Genomic DNA, 18,144 nt, shown 5'->3' on the forward strand with positions numbered 1-18,144 from the left:
TTGACGAAGTGACCGCTGCCTGCGCAGGACGCCCGCCGGGCTGGACAGTGGGGTACGATTATCAGGATCGAGGTCTTCTGGATATATGGCAGAACTGCTTTCATACAAGGCGCCCGCGCGCGTCAATTTGATCGGGGAACATACCGACTATACCGGCGGCCTTGTGATGCCGATGGCGATCGGGTTTGGCACCGTGGCGACTCTTACGCCGCGTGAGGATGGTATCGGGACGTTTCGCTCGGAGAACTACGGCGAGACGGTCGAGGTCGTGATCTCGACGCTTGAGCGCGCTCCGAAGGGGCACTGGAGCGACTATCCGGTGGGCGTGCTTTGGAGTTTGACCCAGGCAGGTTTTGCGTTTCCGGGCTTCGATATGACGCTCAAGGGCGATGTTCCGCTGGGGGCCGGTTTGAGCTCTTCGGCTTCGATCGAAGTGGCGACCGCGATGGCTTTGCTGGGCTTGATCGGAGCGTCGATGCCTCTGCCGGAGCTTGCGAATGCGTGCCGCAGGGCGGAGAACCAGTATGTGGGCGCGAAGAGCGGCATCATGGACCAGTTCATCGTTGCAGGGGGCGTGAAGGAGCGGGCGATGCTGCTCGACACGCGCTCGCTGGAGTTCGAGTTGCTGCCTCTGCCGAGTGCGGCGCGGATCGTGATCTGCAACTCGATGGTGCGGCATGCGGTGTCGTCGGCGGGTGAGTATGGGTCGCGACGGGATGAGATTGAAGCAGGTCAGGCGATTCTCCAGCGGGTGCTGGGGATCGAGCTTTTGCGGGATGCGACGCTTGAGGATCTGGCGAAGTGCAAGGGGGAGATGAGTCCTGAGGTCGCGGCGCGATGCAAGCATGTGATCACTGAGAATGCGCGCGTGCGGGCTGCGCGCGAGGCGTTGCGCAAGGGCGATCTGGCTGAGTTTGGACGGATCATGATCGAGGCGCATGCAAGCTTCCGCGACGACTTTGCGGCGAGCTGCGCGGAGGTCGATACGCTGGTGGAGATTGCGCAGAAGCAGCCCGGCTGTCTGGGCGCGCGCATTACAGGCGGCGGGTTCGGCGGATGCACGGTGAACCTGGTGGAGACGGCTCATGCCGAGGCGTTTCGCGAGGCGGTTCGTGCGGAGTATGAGAAGGCGACGGGTAAGCTGGCGGACTGCTTTATCTGCGAGGCTACGGACGGCGCGCTGGCCCTGGCCGCCAAGGAGGCGCAATGAATCCTCTGTTTGTGACTACGCCGCATCGCCGTTATAACCCGCTGAAGCGGGAGTGGGTATTGGTCTCGCCGCAGCGCACGCAGAGGCCCTGGCAGGGGCAGATGGAGACGACGCCGGCTCCAGTGGCACTGCAGTACGATCCTGCCTGCTATCTGTGCCCGGGCAACGCGCGTGCGGGTGGCGAGACGACGCCCCAGTATGACAGCACGTTCGTCTTCACCAACGATTACGCGGCCCTGAAGCCGGATGTGCCCGCCGGCTCGATGGATGAGGGCGGGCAGGGGTTGCTGGTGGCGGAGAGTGAGAGTGGCGTTTGCCGCGTGATCTGCTTCTCGCCGCGGCATGACCTCACGCTGGCGAAGATGGAGGTCGCGGAGATCCGCAAGGTCGTCGATGTGTGGGACGAGCAGACGACGGAGCTGGGTGCGCGGGAGGACATCCGCTACGTGCAGGTGTTTGAGAATCGCGGGGCGATGATGGGTGCGAGCAATCCGCATCCGCATGGGCAGGTGTGGGCTACGAAGCAGATTCCAAACGAGATTGTGGCGGAACTTGGCGCGCAGAAGGCTTACTACGAGACGCACGGGCGGGCTCTGCTCGATGCCTACCGGGAGCTCGAGGTGGCGCAGGGCGAGAGGGTGTTTGCGCAGAACGATTCGTTTGTGGCGCTGGTGCCGTTCTGGGCTGTCTGGCCCTTTGAAGTGATGGTGTTACCGGTGCGTCCGGTGACTTCGATTGCGTGGATGACGGAGATGGAGCGGGACGATCTGGCTGCGATCCTGAAGGCGGTGACGGCTACGTACGACCGGGTTTTCGAGACGCCGTTTCCGTATTCGATGGGGCTGCATCCGGCTCCGTTCGATGGGGAGGAGCATCCGGAGTGGGTGTTTCATCTGCACTTCTATCCGCCGCTGCTGCGGTCGGCGACGGTGCGGAAGTTCATGGTGGGGTATGAGTTACTGGGGTCGCCGCAGCGGGATATTACGCCGGAGTCGGCAGCGGGTACGCTGCGGGATGCGGCTGGACGGGCTGGGGTATCGGTCAGACCTCTGGCCTAAAACTTGGTATGAAAGTGCACCGGTTTCGGTGCACTTTTTCTCTTGCGGCGTATCGTGGTGATCTAAGGGACTTATGGGTGAGCGATGCAAAAAACCCAATGTTTCACCACAAACTTTTGGACGGTAGAACGTGGGCCAAAGTATGGAAAATGTGGCCAAAGTACGGTATTTGCCTGTCCGGTGGAAAGTGGGACGGCCGGTCTTCGATAGGCGCACGTGGGGGCGTTTCTCGAATGACGCCCGCTTTCTTGGAGTTCGATGGAGCAATCAAAAACCCCACATCTCAGAAGCGAGACCCATTCGACAGGCTCAGGGCAAGTTGTGGGGCACCCGGTTTGGTCGCTGGGTTAGCGGCCGGTGGTGGCGATGTAGTTGCCGTAGCCTACGATGATCGTGCTTCCGATGAGGAGGGTGAGGCCTGCGGTGACGAGGGCTTTGGTGCGGAAGCTGGTGCCCTTCCATTCCTTGAGGACGATGCCCCAGAGGGTGGCGAAGAGGATGATCGAGGCCATGTGCAGGGTCCATGAGGAGAAGTCGTACTTGCCCATCTTGGTCTGGCCCATGGAGTAGAAGAAGAACTGGAAGTACCAGATGACGCCGGCCATGGCGGCGAAGAGATAGTTCAGCGTCAGGGTGCGCGGTGCGAGGCGGTCGTAGGTGCTGGTGTCGAGCGGGTCGAAGTCGACGAGGGTGTCTCCGGAGGTGGCGGAGGCGCGCATGGGGTTGAGGCCGGGCTCGCCGAGGAACTGGCGGCCGGAGCGATTTTTGAGGATCAGTATCGTCGACCAGACGAAGTTGGTGAGGAATCCGCCCCAGAGCACGACGATGAGGATGGGCAGGTTCTGGAAGAGATCGGGCTTTCCGGCTGCGACGAGCTCGATTTTGGCGAGGTCGCCGATGGGCTTGCCGGCGGCGAGGCCGTAGGCGAAGAAGCTGCTCATGATGCCGGCGAAGATGGCGACCAGGAGGCCCTTGCCGAAGGAGAAGTCCGCTTCGCCTGCCTCCTGCTTCTCTTCGAAGGTAGCTTCCTTGTCCTTGGAGACGCCGGCGGCACCGTTGATGGCTACGGCGAGGACGCAGACGAAGACGCCCAGCAGGATGATCTGTCCGGAGGTCTTGTGCATGATGACGTGGATGGAGCCGTCATAGATGGGGGGGATGAGGGTGCCGAAGGCGGTGCAGAGGCCGAGGGCGATGGCGTATCCGAGGGCGATGCCGAGGTAGCGGATGGCGAGGCCGAAGGTGAGGCCACCTACTCCCCAGAGGATGCCGAAGAGGATGGCGTATTCGATGGACGAGGGGTTGGTGTGCCATGTGGTGCGCAGGATGGAGACGACGTTGGGGACGAAGATGAAGGCCAACACGGACGGGGCGATGAGCCATGCGGCGATGCCCTGGATGATCCAGTAGATCTCCCATGACCAGCGTTTGATCCCGCGGAAGGGGATGAAGTTGGTGGCGGACGCGAAGCCGCCGATCCAGTGATAGATGACGCCGATAAAGGGGTTGGCTCCCACGTGTGCCTCGATGACGAACTAGAATGTTGCGGAACGCGGTCCTATCTTAGCTGATGGGAGGTACCACTTGGAAATATTACCCCTATTGGACTATCGTGGGAGACTGCGGGACGGTTGTGCTCGCTGTGGAGTCGACGTCTCCGCGACGATTTCCTTCGGAAATCAGTAGATGGCTCGCAACGGCAAGGGCTTATGGCATGGCTGAAGCCATGCCCTTCCGGTTCGTGCAGGCGGTTGAAGATAAGACAGGATTTCCGCGGTTTTTGATGCGGTGGTCCTGGGCAGATGCCGGTTTGGCTTGTTTCTTCTTTGACAGACGTTGTGTCTTGGGTTTCTGCTGATGGAAATTCGTTTTCGTTGATTCTGTTTTCACTGGGGTGGGCTTTTGCGAGTTGCGTTATTTATCACCTGCTATAACGACACGCTTTTTCCGGAGACGGGCAAGGCCGTGGTGCGCGTGCTGGAGCGGCTGGGGCACACCGTGGAGTTTCCGGCGGGACAGACCTGCTGTGGACAGATGCACTACAACACCGGGTACCAGGCGGAGGCGATGCCGCTGCTGGAGCGGTTCGTGGAGCAGTTCCGCGGGGCGGAGGCGGTGGTTGTGCCGTCGAGCTCGTGCGTGGCGATGATGCGCGACCACTATCCGATGATGGCGGAGCACCTGAAGGACGAGACGCTGAAGGCGGAGGTCGCGGAGTTGCTGCCGAAGGTGTTTGAGTTCTCGGAGTTTTTGACGAAGCGGCTGGGGCTTGAGGATGTCGGTGCGTTTTATCCGCATCGGGTGACGTACCACGCGAGCTGCCATGGGCTGCGCGGGCTCGGGCTGGGCGATGGGCCGCTGAAGCTGCTGCGGGCTGTTCGTGGGATCGATCTCGTCGAGTTGGAGCGGGTGGAAGAGTGTTGCGGATTCGGCGGCACGTTTGCGGTGAAGAACGCGGAGGTTTCGAGCGCGATGCTGGCGGACAAGACGAGGGCGGTGCTGAATACGCGGGCGGAGGCTTGTACGGCGTGCGACAACTCCTGCCTGATGCATATCCAGGGATCGCTGCACCGGCAGAGGACGGGTGTGCATACGGTGCATCTGGCGGAGATTCTGGCCAGTGACGGGGGGCGGCATGAGTGACCTGGTGACGATTGGGCATAAGCCTCTCGATCCACGGACGGCGCTGTCGTTCCCGAAGGCGGCGCGGGCTCTGGTGGGCGATACGCAGATGCGCAAGAATGTGCGGCATGCGACGAACGTGATCCAGGGCAAGCGGGCCAAGGTTGTGGAGGAGATGCCGGACTGGCAGGCACTGCGGGAGGCCGGACGCAGGCTGCGCGAGCATACGATGGCCAATCTGGATGTCTATCTGGAGCGGTTCGAGACGAACTGTACGGCGGCGGGCGGCACGGTTCACTGGGCGAAGGATGCGGAGGAGGCTCGACGGATTATTGTCGGGCTGGTGAAGGCTTCGGGCTCGGATGAAGTGATCAAGATCAAGTCGATGACGACCGAGGAGATTCAGCTCAACAAGGCGCTTTCCGATGCGGGGATCAAGCCTTATGAGACGGATCTGGCTGAGCTGATCATTCAGTTGGGGCATGACCAGCCTTCGCACATTGTGGTTCCGGCGCTGCACAAGAACAGGCAGCAGATTCGCGAGATCTTCAAACGCGAGATGAACCTGCCGAACCTGGGGGATACGCCTCAGGATCTGGCGGATGCGGCGCGTCTATTTCTGCGTGAGAAGTTTTTGAAGGTGAAGACGGGCGTGAGTGGCGCGAATTTCCTGATTGCGGAGACGGGCGGCGTGTGCGTCGTCGAGAGCGAAGGCAATGGGCGTATGTGTCTGACGTTGCCGGAGACGCTGATCACGGTGGCTGGGATCGATAAGGTGGTGCCCCGATTGCAGGATCTCGAGGTGCTGTTGCAGGTGCTGCCACGGTCGGCGACCGGCGAGCGGATGAATCCGTACAACTCGATCTGGACGGGCGTGGATCCGCATGAGGCCGACGGACCGAAGGCGTTCCATGTGGTTCTGATGGATAATGCGCGGACCAAGGTGCTGGCCGATGGCGAGGGGCGGCAGACGCTCAATTGCATTCGATGTGGGGCTTGCCAGAACGCTTGCCCGGTCTATAAGCAGACGGGGGGGCATGCGTACGGGAGCGTGTATGCCGGGCCGATTGGCGCGATTCTGACGCCGCAGTTGATGAACATGGAACATGCGCAGACGCTGCCGTACGCGTCGTCACTGTGTGGGGCGTGCTACGAGGTTTGTCCGGTGAAGATTAACATTCCGGAGATTCTGGTGCATCTGCGCAGCCGCGTGGTCGAAGAGGCCGGGTTGACGGCGGAGTCGGTTGCGATGAAGACGATGGCGATGATCTTCCGCAGTGAAAAGCGCTTTCGTGCGGCACAGAGGCTGGGGCGCCTGGCGGAGGGGCCTCTGGTGAGCAAGGATGGCAACGGCGAGGGATGGATCGGGTGGTTGCCCGGTCTGCTGGGCGGATGGACGCAGGTCCGGGATCTGCAGTCGATGCCGAAGGAGACGTTTCGGGATTGGTGGGAGGCGCGCGGCAAATGAGTTTATCGAGAGAGGGAATGTTGCAGGCGATTCGGGCGGCGAATGCCCGGGGCGGAGCGGTTGCGGCGGCGGACGTGGATGCGGCGTGGGAGGCTTTGCCCCGGGCGTATACGCGAGGCACGACCCGTGGCACGGAAGAGGTTCTGGAACTGCTCGAAGATCGTCTGCGGGACTATGATGCCACGGTCGTTCGGGCTTTGGCGGCTGAGGTCTCAAGCGTGGTGGGCGGCTTGCTGGCTGCGCGAGGGAAGACGCGGCTGCTGGCGGCTCCAGGGATGGATCGGGTTCAACTTCCGGAGGGCTTCGAGTTCGTCGAAGACGATGGGTTTTCGGCTCCGGCGATCGATCGCTTCGAGGGCGTGGTGACGGAGTCGACGCTGGCGATTGCGGAGACGGGCACGATCGTGTTGCAGACGGTGGCTGGGCAGGGGCGGCGGGTGTTGTCGCTGGTGCCGGATTATCACCTGTGCGTGGTGAAGGCCAGCGATGTGGTGGCCACGGTTCCGGAGGCGATGGACCGCATCGCGGCACGGAAGAGCTTTGCGACGACGTTTATCTCGGGGCCTTCGGCGACGGCGGATATTGAGATGACGCGTATCAAGGGCGTGCATGGGCCGCGCTTTCTGGATGTGATTGTTGTCGTGGACCGCTGAGGCTCGCGGATGATATTGTTTCGCCATTGGATTTTTGTTTGATTTGAAACGAGGGACGCATGACGGCAGAAGAGACGAAACGGGTTTGGGCGGCGCTGGACGGGTTCAAGATCGAGGTTCCCTCGTGGGGATTTGCCAATACGGGCACACGGTTTGGGAAGTTTTTGCAGCCTGCGGCGGCCTCGACCATCGCGCAGAAGTTTGCCGATGCGGCTGAGGTGAACCGGCTGACGGGCGCTGCGCCCACGGTGGCGCTGCATGTGCTTTGGGATCTGCCGGGAGGGCTGGCGGATGTGCCGGCGATCCAGGCGCTGGAGGCCAAGCATGGGGTGAAAGCCGGGTCGATCAATCCGAACCTGTTCCAGGACCAGATCTACAAGTTTGGGTCGATTGCGAACCCTTCGGCGGAGATTCGCGCGAAGGCTGTGCAGCACTGCGTGGACTCTGTGGAGATCGGCAAGGCGCTGGGATCGAAGGATGTTTCGATGTGGGTTTCGGATGGGTCGAACTATCCGGGGACGCAGAGCATGCGGCGCAGGATCGAGTGGCTGCAGGACTCGCTGAACAAGACGCATGCGGCGCTTGGTCCGGGGCAGAGGATGCTGGTGGAGTACAAGCCGTTTGAGCCGACCTTCTACCATACGGATATCGCGGACTGGGGCATGGCGCGGGAGCTGGCGAGGACGGCTGGTCCGCAGGCGAAGGTGCTGGTGGATACGGGGCATCATGCGCTGGGGACGAACATCGAGCAGATTGTGACGTGGCTGCTGCATTTGGATGCGCTGGGCGGGTTCCACTTCAACGATCGCAAGTTTGCGGATGACGACCTGACGCTGGGTTCGATCGATCCGTACCAGGTGTTCCGGATCTTCCATGAGTTCATCTCGAGCCCGGCCAGCAGTAAAGGGGACGTTGCGTTCATGATCGACCAGAGCCACAACATGAAGGGCAAGCTGGAGGCGATGGTGCAGACGGTGGTGACGGCGCAGGAGCTCTATGCGAAGGCCGCTCTCGTCGACCAGGAGAAGCTTGCCGAGCTGCAGGATCGCTGCGAGCTGGTGGCTGCCGAAGAGGCGTTCCGCGGGGCGTTCTGGACCGATGTGAGGCCTGTGGTGAAGGAGTGGAGGGAGGCTCGTGGGCTCTCGGTGGATCCTTTGGGGGATCTTCACGCGGGCGAGTATTTGAAGACGATTACGGCGGAGCGGGCGGCTTCGAATGCTGGTGGCGGGTCGAGCTACGCTTGATGCGTGTGTCTTGCCGGACGGGCCCGCTGCGCGCGGGGCGGTCACTTCGTGACTTATGACTGCTGCGCGCGGGGCTCCCATTGGTCGCTGTCGGGTGCCGTGGCGCGACCTCCCACATCTCAAACGCGAGATGTGGGAGATCGCGGCTTGGCGGCCTGGAATTTGTTTCTAGGGGGAATCTGGATCGCTGCGGTTTCGTGTTTGAATTGCTGTACGCGTTTTTATCCCCACTGGAGTTGCGACTACTTTGCAGAAGACTACGAAGCGGCTTTATCTGATCCCTGTGTTGTCGAAGGCTTTGGACATTCTGGAGTTGATGCAGTCTGAGAACCAGCCGATGACGCTAGAGGCGGTTCATCGGCAGACGCGGATCTCGAAGACGACGGTGTACCGGGTGTTGAAGACGTTTGTGCATCGCGGGTATCTGTCGCAGTCGCCGGATGGGCTGTACCGGCAGGTGACGCGGCCGACGAAGATGCGGTTCGGGTTCGGGAGCCAGAGCGCGGATATGCCGTTTTCCGTCGAGGTGACGGAGAGTTTGAAGGATGCCGCGGCGAGTGTGGGCGTGGACCTGGTGATTCTGGATAACCAGTACGACGCGGCGACCGCGATCCGGAATGCGGAAGAGTTTGTGAAGAGCCGGGTTGACCTGGTGATCGAGTTCCAGGTGGAGCAGGAGGTGGCTCCGGTGATCGCGGACAAGATTGCGGCGGCGAAGATTCCGCTGATTGCGATCGATATTCCACACCCGCATGCGACGTATTTTGGCGTGGACAACTACCGCTGCGGCTTCGAGGCGGGAACGACGCTGGCTGGGCATGCGGAGAAGAACTGGGGCGGCAAGGTGGACTGGATGATCGGGCTGGACCTGCCGGAGGCCGGCAGCCTGGTGCAGAGCCGCACGACGGGCGCGTTTGAGGGCGTGAAGAGCATCTTTCCGGATGTGCCGGTGGAGTGCTTTGTGCGCATCGATGGGCGCGGCATGCGGGACAAGAGCAAGAAGCTGGTTGCGGACTTTTTGACGCGGCATCCGAAGGACAAGCACATCCTGATTGCGGCGGCGAACGATACGTCGGCGCTGGGTGCCGTCGATGCGGTGCGGGCGGCGGGGCGCGAGAAGCATGTTGCGATCGTGGGGCAGGACTGCATTGCCGAGGCCGTGACGGAGATGCACAAGGATAAGTCGCCACTGATCGGGTCGGTGTCGCACGAGACGAGCTCGTATGGGCCCAGCCTGATCCACCTGGGGCTTTCGTTGCTGCGTGGACAGCATGTGCCGCCCTACAATTATGTCGATCACAAGATGGTGACGAAAGAGACAGGGAGTAGGGAATAGGGAGTAGTACGGGGTTGGTGGGACTTTGCGGCGCGTGTTCCCACATCGCAGAAGCGCGATGTGGGGCACCCGGGTTTGTGGCTTCTTTGGAGTTGGGCGGCGCAAACAATACGGGGGTTCTTCGCTGCGCTCAGGATGACGAGGATTTGCGGGAAGATTTTGTTTGTTTTTTCGGATTTGGAATAGTTGCTGTATTGGGTTTTGGTGTGGAATGATGGTACGGGCCTTTGCGGGCCGAAATTTCTGTTTGGGTGTTTGCATTTAACCGCTTAGAGGGATTCGATTATGTCGCTGAAGTTTCTTGAAGATCGTTGGGATGATGCCGTTGCCGCCACGCTGGATGAGCCAGAGCTTCTGCGGTACCGGTCGAACCTGCTGGGTTCCGATTTGCGGATTACGAACTTCGGTGGCGGCAACACGAGCTCGAAGCTGCGGTCAGTGGACCCGATTACGGGCGAGCTGGTGGATGTGCTTTGGGTGAAGGGATCGGGCGGCGATCTGGGGAGCATCAAGCGGACGGGGTTTGCGACGCTGTATCTGGATCGTCTGCTGTCGCTGGAGAAGGCGTACAAGGGCGTGGATGCGGAAGACGCGATGGTGGATCTGTATCCGATGTGCACGTTCAACAACAATCCTGTGGCGGCTTCGATCGACACGCCGCTGCATGGATTTCTGCCGTTCCCGCATGTGGACCATCTGCACCCGGACTGGGGGATCGCGCTGGCGGCCTCGGCCAACGGCAAGATCAAGATGGAGGAGTTCAACGCGGAGTTCGGGCACAAGCTGGCGTGGCTGCCGTGGCAGCGTCCCGGCTTCGAGCTGGGCATGATGCTGCGCAAGATCGTCGAGGAGACGCCGGGTTGCGACGGCGTGGTTCTGGGCGGGCATGGGCTGTTTACGTGGGGCAACACGCAGCGTGAGAGCTACCTGAGCACGATCACGATCATCGACCAGATTGGGCAGTTCATCGAGCGTCATGCGAAGACCGAGGGGCACGAGGTGTTCGGCGGAGCGAAGGTGAAGACGCACGCCGATGGCGCGAAGATTGCGCTCGAGATCTTCCCGTTCCTGCGTGGCCTGGTCTCGCGCAAGCAGCGCTGGATTGGGAGCTTCTCGCAGTTGCCGCAGGTGCTGGAGTTTGTGAACTCGGAGCAGGCGAAGCAGTTGGCGCACCTGGGGACGAGCTGCCCGGATCACTTCATCCGCACGAAGATTCGTCCGATGTACATTCCGTGGGATCCGTCGGGTGATCCGAAGGAACTCAAGGGGCTGATTGAAACCGCTTTGGTTACGTATCGCGCGGAGTATGCGGAATACTACAACGCGCATGCGCTGCCGGATTCGCCGGCGATTCGCGATGCCTCGCCGACCGTGGTGCTGATTCCCGGCGTGGGCATGTTTACGTTTGGCAAGAACAAGACGGAGGCTCGTCTGACGGGTGAGTTCTACATCAACGCGATTGGCGTGATGCAGGGCGCGGGTGCGCTGGGTGCGGGTGGGGTTTGCCTCGATATTCCGCAGGCTGGACCGGCTGCGACGGCCGACCAGTTCAAGATGTTCCAGAACTATGTGGCGCTGCCCGCGAGCGAGGCGTTCCGGATCGAGTACTGGAAGCTGGAAGAGGCGAAGATTCGCCGTCAGCCGCCAGAGAAGGAACTGAGCCGCCGCGTGGCGTTGATCGTGGGCGGAGGAAGCGGCATTGGGCGTGAGGTTGCGCTGATGGCGGCGGAGCGTGGCGCGCATATCGTTGTGGCGGACCGCGACGTTGCCGGTGCGGAGGCTGTGGCGGCTGAGGTTGCGGCAATCTCGGGTAAGGAGACGGTGATCTGGACGTCGATCGACATCCGCGACCGCAAGGCGATCAAGGCCGCTCTGGACGCGACGATCAAGCAATTTGGCGGGTTCGACATTCTGATCAACACGGCGGCGATCTTCCCGTCTTCGCCCGATGGCATCATCTCGGATGCGATGTGGGGCGTGACGCTGGAGGTGAATGTGACGGCCAACTTCATCCTGACCGATGAAGCTGCTCCCATTTTCAAAGACCAGGGCATCGATGGTTCGATTGTGCTGACCAGCTCTGCGAATGCTGTGGTTTCGAAGCGTGGCTCCGAGGCGTATGACGTTTCGAAGGCAGCGCTGAGCCACCTCGTCCGCGAGCTTGCGGTTGGGCTTTCGCCCACGGTGCGTGTGAACGGCATCAGCCCGGCTACGGTCGTCAAGGGATCGACGATGTTCCCGCGGGATCGCGTGATTGCTTCGCTGTCGAAGTATGGTCTGCCGTTTGAGACGAGCTTCACGGACAACGAGCTGCGGGATGTGCTGGCGGGCTTCTATGCGAAGCGCACGCTGACGCATCAGCCGATCGATCCGAAGGATTGCGCGGCGGCGATCATGTTCCTGGCGGCACCTTCGGCGCGCTGCACGACGGGGCATCTGATCCCGGTGGACGGCGGGCTGGTCGAGGCGTTTTTAAGATGAGCTTCGTGTCGGCTCCGGCAGATAAGAGAGCAGTGGTGGCGGTGGACCTGGGAGCGGAGAGCTGCCGGGTCTGCCTGCTGCGCTGGACGGAGGCGGGGCCGAAGGTTTCGCTGGTACACCGGTTTGCCAATAGCCCGCGTGAGAACGATGGGCTGCGTTGGGATCTGGGGATGATCGCGGCCGGGGTGGAAGACGGTCTGCGGAAGGCTGCGGCGATTGCTACCGAGGGGATTCGTTCGGTGGCGGTGGATGGTTGGGCGGTGGACTACGTGCGCATCGATGCGGATGGCGTGCCGCTGGAAGACCCGTTCTGCTATCGCGATGAGAGGACGATTGCGGCCGAGGTGGCGGCGCATAAGAAGATTCCCGCGGACAGGATGCGGGAGCTGACCGGGATACAACTGATCCGGATCAATACGGTGTATCAGCAGTTTGCGGATCAGCTCGCGGGGCGGAAGCCTGGGGTGCAGTGGCTGAATCTGCCGGAGTATTTTCTGTCTCGGTGGGGTGGGACACGCGTGGCGGAGCTGACCAATGCGACGCATACGCAGATGGTGGAGCTGCATGAGCCGGAGTGGTGTCTGGAGATCTTCGACGCGCTGGGGCTGGATGTAAGCCGGGCGCTGCCGGTTGTGCCTCCGGGGACACTGCTGGGGACGATGAATTTGCCGGGGCTGGAGGGCGCATCGCTGATTGCTCCGGCGTGCCATGACACGGCTTCGGCGATTGCCGGGATTCCGGCGGTGGGGAATGACTGGGCCTATATCAGCTCGGGGACCTGGTCGCTGGTGGGGACGCTGTTGGAGCAGCCACGGAATGGAGCGGCTGCGGCGGCGGAGAACTTTACGAATCTGGGTGCGGTTGGCGGGCGGACCTGCTTTCACAAGAATGTGAATGGCATGTGGCTGCTGCGGCAGTGCATGAATGAGTGGGGCTCGGCGTGGGAGATTGCGGAGCTGGTGGCGGCGGCGGAGCGAGCTCCGAGGGCGGACGGGCTGCTGGATGTGGATGAGGCGGATTTGATGCTGGCGGGGCATATGCCGGGGCGGATCAATGCGCAGCGGGTGCGGCGTGGATTGGCTGCGATGGATGAGTCGGCTGCTGGTGCTCCGGCGATGGCGCGGCTGATCTTTGAGTCGCTGGCGGCGCGGTATGCCGAGGTGCTGGCGCGGATCGCGGAGTTGTCGGGCAAGGAGCTGAAGAGGCTGTTTGTGGTGGGCGGAGCTAGCCAGAATGAGTTTCTGAACCGGCTGACGGCTGAGGCTACGGGGTTGCAGGTGTTTCGTGGGTCGGCGGAGAGCTCTACGGTGGGGAATCTGGCGGTGCAGTTGGCGGTGCTGGATGGGGATCGGGATGATTCGACTGGGGCGTTTGCCGAGGCGGTGAGTCGCTGGGCCGAAATGTTGATTCCGGCGATGGGGTAGGTCGGCGCTTTCCATTTCTTTTGGCGGTAAACCCACATCCCAGAAGCGGGATGTGGGGCACCCGATTTTGCGGCGCTACTTGTCGCCGAAGGCTGTGCCCTCCTTGGTGGGGGTGGCTCCGGGGGCGAGTAGCTTTACTGTGCTTCCGTCGGTGGTTTGGATCTTGTTGTTTTCCAGTTTCCAGTCTTTGGCGTCGGCGATGGTGCCGGCGGTCTGGGCCTGGATGTCGACGTGGTCGATCTTGAAGTTGTCGAGGGTGGCGTTGGGATAGGCGGCGACCTGGATCGCGGTCTTCGCGCCGGTGGCGTGGATGTTCCAGATGTGGACGTTCTTGAAGTGGGGCAGGCCCTTGTCGTCGGGGACGTGGGTGGTGAGGACGGTCCAGTAGGGAGGGACGGTTTTGGGGTCGATGTTGGCGGGGATGGTGGCGTAGGAGTAGCTGGGGTTCCAGTTCATGGTGACGTGGATGGGGATGGCTACGCCTTCGAAGGTCATGTCGTGGAAGCGGATGTCGTCGGCCCAGCCGCCGCGGGTGTGGGCGGATTTGATGAGGACTCCGGAGCCTACGCCGGAGAGGGCGGTGAGGTTGTAGGCCTCGATGTTGCGGAAGCCGCCGCTGGTCTCGGAGCCGATGGTGACGGCGGCGGCTCCGTGGCGGATGATGGAGTCGCGCAGGACGATGTTGTAGGTGGGGCGGTTGACGCGGAGGCCGTCGGAGTCGCGGCCGGCCTTGAGGCAGAGGGCGTCGTCGTTGACGTCGATGTCGGCGTGGGCGACGGTGATGTCGTGGGAGGAGTCGATGTCGATGCCGTCGGTGGATGGGCCTTTGCCGCCCTCGTTGTTGCGGATGGTGAGTCCGTCGATGGCTACGTTGTTGGAGTACAGGATCTGGACGGTCCAGAAGCCGGAGCGCTTGAGGGTGATGCCTCCGCCTAGCTTGATCTGCGAGGAGTTCTGGATGAGCATCAGGCGGGGGCGCTGGGCGTCGTAGTCGGAGGCCCAGCGGAGGCCGCGGGGCTCGTAGCCTTTGCGGAGATCCCAGTAGGACTTCCACCAGATGGGACCGTCGCCGTCGATGATGCCTTTGCCGGTGATGGTGACGTTTTGGGCGTCGCGGACGTTGATGAGGGCGGCGGGCCAGGTCATCTCGATGCCGGCGATGCGGGTGGGGATCTGTTTGTAGTCTTCGAGATGCTCGGAGCCGATGAGGGCGGTGCCTTCGGGGATGTCGAGGACGGTCCCGGTGGGGAGGAAGAGGGAGCCGGTGAGGTAGGTTCCGGGGGTGAGGTGGACGGGGGCGTGGTTGGCGGCTGCGGTGTCGAGGGCGCGCTGGAGGGCGGCGGTATCGAGGGTGGTGCCGTCGCCTTTGGCTCCGTAGGTGCGTGGGTTGTTGACGTCGGTCTGGGCTTGGGCGGTGGCGGTGACGGCGAGGGCTAAAAATATAGTTTGGAACGTGTTGCGCAAGGCGGTCTTCGGGGCGGTTCTTAGGGCTGCGGACTGCGTCGGCATGGTGGTACCCCCCTCCCCGGGGTTAAGTCTGAAAGTATGGCGGAATAAGGACTTAAGTCTGGACTCCGGTATGCGGAAGTCTGGACTTAAACGGCACAGTCCGGCTTTCGCCGGACTGATTTTTCCAGGTTCCATTTTATCGTGGGTGTCAAGGGTGGCGGTCATATTTGGAGGTCCTTGGCGGGGGCTGAAAGGCCTACCCCGGGGGCTAAAGCCCTTATTGTTGGCGGTCCTGTGAGCCCCAAGGCTGAAGCCTCGGGGTACCTAGAAGCAAGAGCGAAATGCGGGGGTCTCTCCACTGCGCGATGGACGATGAAACTGTCCATCGCTCCGGTCGAGATGACGCCTCCTTTGTTTTTTGGCTTGGTCGAGATGAGGCTTCCTGCGTTGGTTGGAGCTATTGGGTGACGAGGTGGATTTTGCCGAGTATGCCGGAGGGGATGGTTTGGACCTTTTGTAGGTCCTGCATCTGGAAGCGGTCTCCGTACTTCTCGATGAGGGGTTTGTAGTCGTGCGGGGGGATGCCGGCCCAGGCGTTCAAGGCCGTGTTGTAGACGTGGATCTCGATCTTATTTTGGCCGGGCTTTAGGAACTTTGTTACGTCGAGACGGTAGGGGGGGTGCCAGAGGGCTCCGGCCTGTTGGCCGTTAATGACGACGAGGGCGGCTTCGCGGATGGGGCCCTCGTAGAAGGCGTGCATGCCTGGGCCGGGGCGGGTGACCCTGGGGTCGGGTAGGCCGTTGGGGAGGAGGGCGGGGTGCTCGGGGTTGGTGGTGGGGTTGCCGGGTAGGGCGTGGCCGCCTTCGACTTCTAAGAAGACCGGAGTTTTCGGCGTGGAGGTGAGCGTGAAGTCTTTGGTGTAAATGGCTTCGCCGGAGTAGTTTTTGGTGGCGGGGTCGGCGGTCCAGTCGGTGAGGGTTGGCTCGGCGATGGACTTGTTGAGGGTGGGGAATGTTACGTGCCAGTCGGCGGCGAGATCGGAGAGCTGCCGGGTGGGTTCGGTGGAAATCCACATCCCAGATGCGGGATGTGGGGCACCCGGGGTCGTACCCGGCTTGGCGTCGGAGAAGAGGAAGATGCGGGATTCGTAGGGGGCCAGGTGGAGGGCTTGGTTCGAGGCCGATGCAGGGATGGACGCGGTACTGTCGGGGTCGATCTGCTGGGCGTACTTGCGGGTGGTGTTGAAGGAGACCTGCGTGTCCAGAGCGGCGTTGCTGGTATTGGCTACGAAGTAGATGTCGGCGTTGGGGAGCTTGCGGCGGATGAAGCCGAGAACGTTCTTTGTGGCGTCGTCGGTGCCTTTCCACTGCAAATCCGGTGCGGCTGCGTTGGGGAGGGCTTTGGCGAGGCTGGCTGCGTCGGGGATGAGGGCCATCTCGTCGGTGCTGGTGGTGAGGGGGGCGCCTTCCGCGGTGAGTCTGGGCAGATGGCCTACGGCGATGACCTTGCCTCCGGCAGCGGCGTAGGCGGCGATCTTTTTCGCGGTCTCGGTGGGGATGCGGTCGGTGGGGGGGATGACGAGGATCTGGTGGTGGATGCCGAGGCGATTGATGGTGTCGGCGTCGGTGAAGTCGAAGTTGTAGCCGGCGGAGAGGATGGTTGGGATCAGGTCCGGGGGGAGGAGCTTGGTCATGATGCCGGTGATGGTGGCCTTGCCGGGGGCGAATTGTGCCCAGGCGTCGTCCGTCGGGAGGAGGATGGCTACCTGGTTGGCGGGCTGGCCCTGGCGGAGGAGCGCCGAGATGCGGGTGATGTACTCGGTGACGGCGGGCATGACGGGGTGCCAGGGGTTGTGATCGTTGAAGACGGCGGCGGCGTAGAGGCTCCAGCCGGGGTCGCCGGGGGTGAGCTGGGAGGCGGGTGGGGAGTAGGGCCAGCCGTGGAAGATGAGCTGGTTCTCGCCCATGATGAAGTCGATGTCGGCCTCGGCCTTCATGTCGAGGGGCGTGGCTCGGAAGACGGGGGAGTGGAGCCAGGTGAAGGTTTCGCCCGAGGTAACGTTGTTGCCGAAGAGGTGGTTGGCGCTGGTGGCCCAGCGGAGGGTGGAGAAGGCGCGCCACTGGGGGCCTTCGCCCTCGGGGAGAGCGACGAGGCGTTGCGAGGCCAGGGAGACTGCCGGCTCGCCATAGGTCTGGGAGCGGAATTTCGTGCCGTGGGCTTTGGCCCAGTCGTTGATCTGGGTGAGGTAGTTTTCGTCGACCAGCTCGGTAAGGGTGCGGCCGTAGTCGTGGCGGACTTTCTCTGCGGCGGGCGTTCCGCCTGCCGCCAACTCCGGCAGGTGGGGGATGAGGTCGTAGCCTCGGCGCTTTTTGAATTCTTCGGGGAGGCGCGGGGTCCAGTCGGCTCCGTAGGCTTCGAGGGAGTCGGAGAAGATGGCGTAGGGGGGCGTGGCGCCGAAGGCTTTGACGAGGGGCTCGCCGACCTTGGCTAGATGGGTGGCGACGGCCTGTTTCGAGAAGGGGTCGAGGACGTAGCCTTCGGCTCCTACGGCTGCTCGCTTGACCTGCTGACGGGTGTGGGACTGGACGAAGATGAGGCCGGTCCGGGGCCCGGCGGGGTCGACAGGGCCTACGTGCCAGTGTTTGGGTTCGCCGGGGACGACGACCTTCGAGAGGATGACGTCGCCGTCCTGGAGCTTGACCATGGGGGGCTCGTTCTGGCCGGGAGGAAGGGCGAACTCGAGGACCTTGAGGCGGGTGGAGGCCTCTTCGAGGGTGGTGTCGGGGCCGCCGTAGGGCCAGCCGGAGCAGAGCGTCACGTCGATGCGGAGGCCTAGTTTGCGGCCCTCGGCCTGGGCGTAGGTGACGGCTTCGAGCATCTCTTTCGAGAGGAAGGGGAGGTTCTTGACGCCCTTCGCCGGGTCGTCGAGGACCTCGGGGTAGACGAAGGCGAGTTCGGCTCCGCCGATACCGTCTTGCTTCATCTGTTGGAGCTCGTTGAGGATTTCGGGTTTGGTGACGGCGGCTCCGAACCACCACCAGCGGACCATGGGGCGGGCGGCGGCGGGTGGGTTGAGGAACTCGTTGCGGAGAGTTTGAGCCGGGGAGATGGCGGCGATGGAAAGGGCGGCGGCGGCGAGCCCACATCTCAGAAGCGAGATGTGGGGCACCCGGTTTTGTGCGCTTGCGAGCATCTTCAT

Annotated in this window: 12 protein-coding genes; 9 read left to right on the forward strand and 3 right to left on the reverse strand. The window is 62.4% G+C overall.

Going from position 1 to position 18,144, the window contains the following annotated elements; translation table 11 throughout:
- Nucleotides 1-85 precede the first annotated feature (85 nt).
- Nucleotides 86-1,210, forward strand: coding sequence for a galactokinase (galK, locus tag BM400_RS08445; RefSeq protein WP_089838426.1), 1,125 nt, complete (start codon nt 86-88; stop codon nt 1,208-1,210).
- On the forward strand, nt 1,207-2,268 hold the full coding sequence (locus BM400_RS08450) for a UDP-glucose--hexose-1-phosphate uridylyltransferase (RefSeq protein ID WP_089838428.1): 1,062 nt from the start codon (nt 1,207-1,209) through the stop codon (nt 2,266-2,268). Before galK ends, BM400_RS08450 begins: the two co-directional genes overlap by 4 nt.
- Before the next feature lie 347 nt (nt 2,269-2,615).
- Here the strand turns inward: BM400_RS08450 and BM400_RS08455 are convergent, their stop codons facing one another.
- Nucleotides 2,616-3,785: an L-rhamnose/proton symporter RhaT gene (locus tag BM400_RS08455; protein ID WP_089838431.1), complete on the reverse strand. Its 1,170-nt coding sequence runs from the start codon at nt 3,783-3,785 to the stop codon at nt 2,616-2,618.
- 385 nt (nt 3,786-4,170) lie between these two features.
- Between BM400_RS08455 and BM400_RS08460 the strand changes: the two genes are divergently transcribed.
- The 7 genes from BM400_RS08460 (at nt 4,171) to BM400_RS08490 (ending at nt 13,496) form a co-directional block, all read left to right on the forward strand.
- Nucleotides 4,171-4,911 (forward strand): (Fe-S)-binding protein, encoded by a 741-nt coding sequence (locus BM400_RS08460; RefSeq protein WP_089838432.1) that lies wholly within the window; start codon nt 4,171-4,173, stop codon nt 4,909-4,911.
- Nucleotides 4,904-6,358, forward strand: coding sequence for a LutB/LldF family L-lactate oxidation iron-sulfur protein (locus BM400_RS08465; RefSeq protein WP_089841641.1), 1,455 nt, complete (start codon nt 4,904-4,906; stop codon nt 6,356-6,358). The genes BM400_RS08460 and BM400_RS08465 overlap by 8 nt, the downstream gene beginning before the upstream one ends.
- Entirely contained in the window at nt 6,355-7,011 is a 657-nt protein-coding gene (locus tag BM400_RS08470; RefSeq protein WP_089838434.1) for a LutC/YkgG family protein, read from the forward strand. Before BM400_RS08465 ends, BM400_RS08470 begins: the two co-directional genes overlap by 4 nt.
- 59 nt (nt 7,012-7,070) lie before the next feature.
- Complete coding sequence (locus BM400_RS08475; protein WP_089838436.1) at nt 7,071-8,255, forward strand: sugar isomerase; 1,185 nt, start codon at nt 7,071-7,073, stop codon at nt 8,253-8,255.
- Between the two features lie 247 nt (nt 8,256-8,502).
- Nucleotides 8,503-9,591, forward strand: coding sequence for a substrate-binding domain-containing protein (locus tag BM400_RS08480; RefSeq protein ID WP_089838438.1), 1,089 nt, complete (start codon nt 8,503-8,505; stop codon nt 9,589-9,591).
- 285 nt (nt 9,592-9,876) lie between these two features.
- Nucleotides 9,877-12,072 (forward strand): bifunctional rhamnulose-1-phosphate aldolase/short-chain dehydrogenase, encoded by a 2,196-nt coding sequence (locus BM400_RS08485; protein WP_089838440.1) that lies wholly within the window; start codon nt 9,877-9,879, stop codon nt 12,070-12,072.
- The gene (locus BM400_RS08490; RefSeq protein WP_089838441.1) at nt 12,069-13,496 is read left to right on the forward strand and encodes a rhamnulokinase; all 1,428 of its coding nucleotides are present in this window, start codon (nt 12,069-12,071) and stop codon (nt 13,494-13,496) included. Before BM400_RS08485 ends, BM400_RS08490 begins: the two co-directional genes overlap by 4 nt.
- A 75-nt stretch (nt 13,497-13,571) precedes the next feature.
- On the opposite strand, the gene BM400_RS08495 is transcribed toward BM400_RS08490, so the two are convergent.
- Both BM400_RS08495 and BM400_RS08500 read right to left on the reverse strand, forming a co-directional pair.
- Nucleotides 13,572-15,005: a glycoside hydrolase family 28 protein gene (locus BM400_RS08495; RefSeq protein WP_089838444.1), complete on the reverse strand. Its 1,434-nt coding sequence runs from the start codon at nt 15,003-15,005 to the stop codon at nt 13,572-13,574.
- A 397-nt stretch (nt 15,006-15,402) separates the two neighbouring features.
- Nucleotides 15,403-18,144: a glycosyl hydrolase gene (locus tag BM400_RS08500; protein ID WP_245781757.1), complete on the reverse strand. Its 2,742-nt coding sequence runs from the start codon at nt 18,142-18,144 to the stop codon at nt 15,403-15,405.

The sequence above is a fragment of the Granulicella pectinivorans genome (genome assembly GCF_900114625.1).
In the GTDB taxonomy this organism is placed as follows: Bacteria; Acidobacteriota; Terriglobia; order Terriglobales; family Acidobacteriaceae; genus Edaphobacter; species Edaphobacter pectinivorans.

Excerpts from the sequence above, each read along its gene's own strand:
- BM400_RS08495 (WP_089838444.1), bottom strand. The coding sequence starts at position 15,005 with ATGCCGACGCAGTCCGCAGCCCTAAGAACCGCCCCGAAGACCGCCTTG.
- BM400_RS08465 (WP_089841641.1), top strand. The coding sequence starts at position 4,904 with ATGAGTGACCTGGTGACGATTGGGCATAAGCCTCTCGATCCACGGACG.
- BM400_RS08490 (WP_089838441.1), top strand. The coding sequence starts at position 12,069 with ATGAGCTTCGTGTCGGCTCCGGCAGATAAGAGAGCAGTGGTGGCGGTG.
- BM400_RS08475 (WP_089838436.1), top strand. The coding sequence starts at position 7,071 with ATGACGGCAGAAGAGACGAAACGGGTTTGGGCGGCGCTGGACGGGTTC.
- BM400_RS08500 (WP_245781757.1), bottom strand. The coding sequence starts at position 18,144 with ATGAAGATGCTCGCAAGCGCACAAAACCGGGTGCCCCACATCTCGCTT.
- galK (WP_089838426.1), top strand. The coding sequence starts at position 86 with ATGGCAGAACTGCTTTCATACAAGGCGCCCGCGCGCGTCAATTTGATC.
- BM400_RS08450 (WP_089838428.1), top strand. The coding sequence starts at position 1,207 with ATGAATCCTCTGTTTGTGACTACGCCGCATCGCCGTTATAACCCGCTG.
- BM400_RS08470 (WP_089838434.1), top strand. The coding sequence starts at position 6,355 with ATGAGTTTATCGAGAGAGGGAATGTTGCAGGCGATTCGGGCGGCGAAT.
- BM400_RS08485 (WP_089838440.1), top strand. The coding sequence starts at position 9,877 with ATGTCGCTGAAGTTTCTTGAAGATCGTTGGGATGATGCCGTTGCCGCC.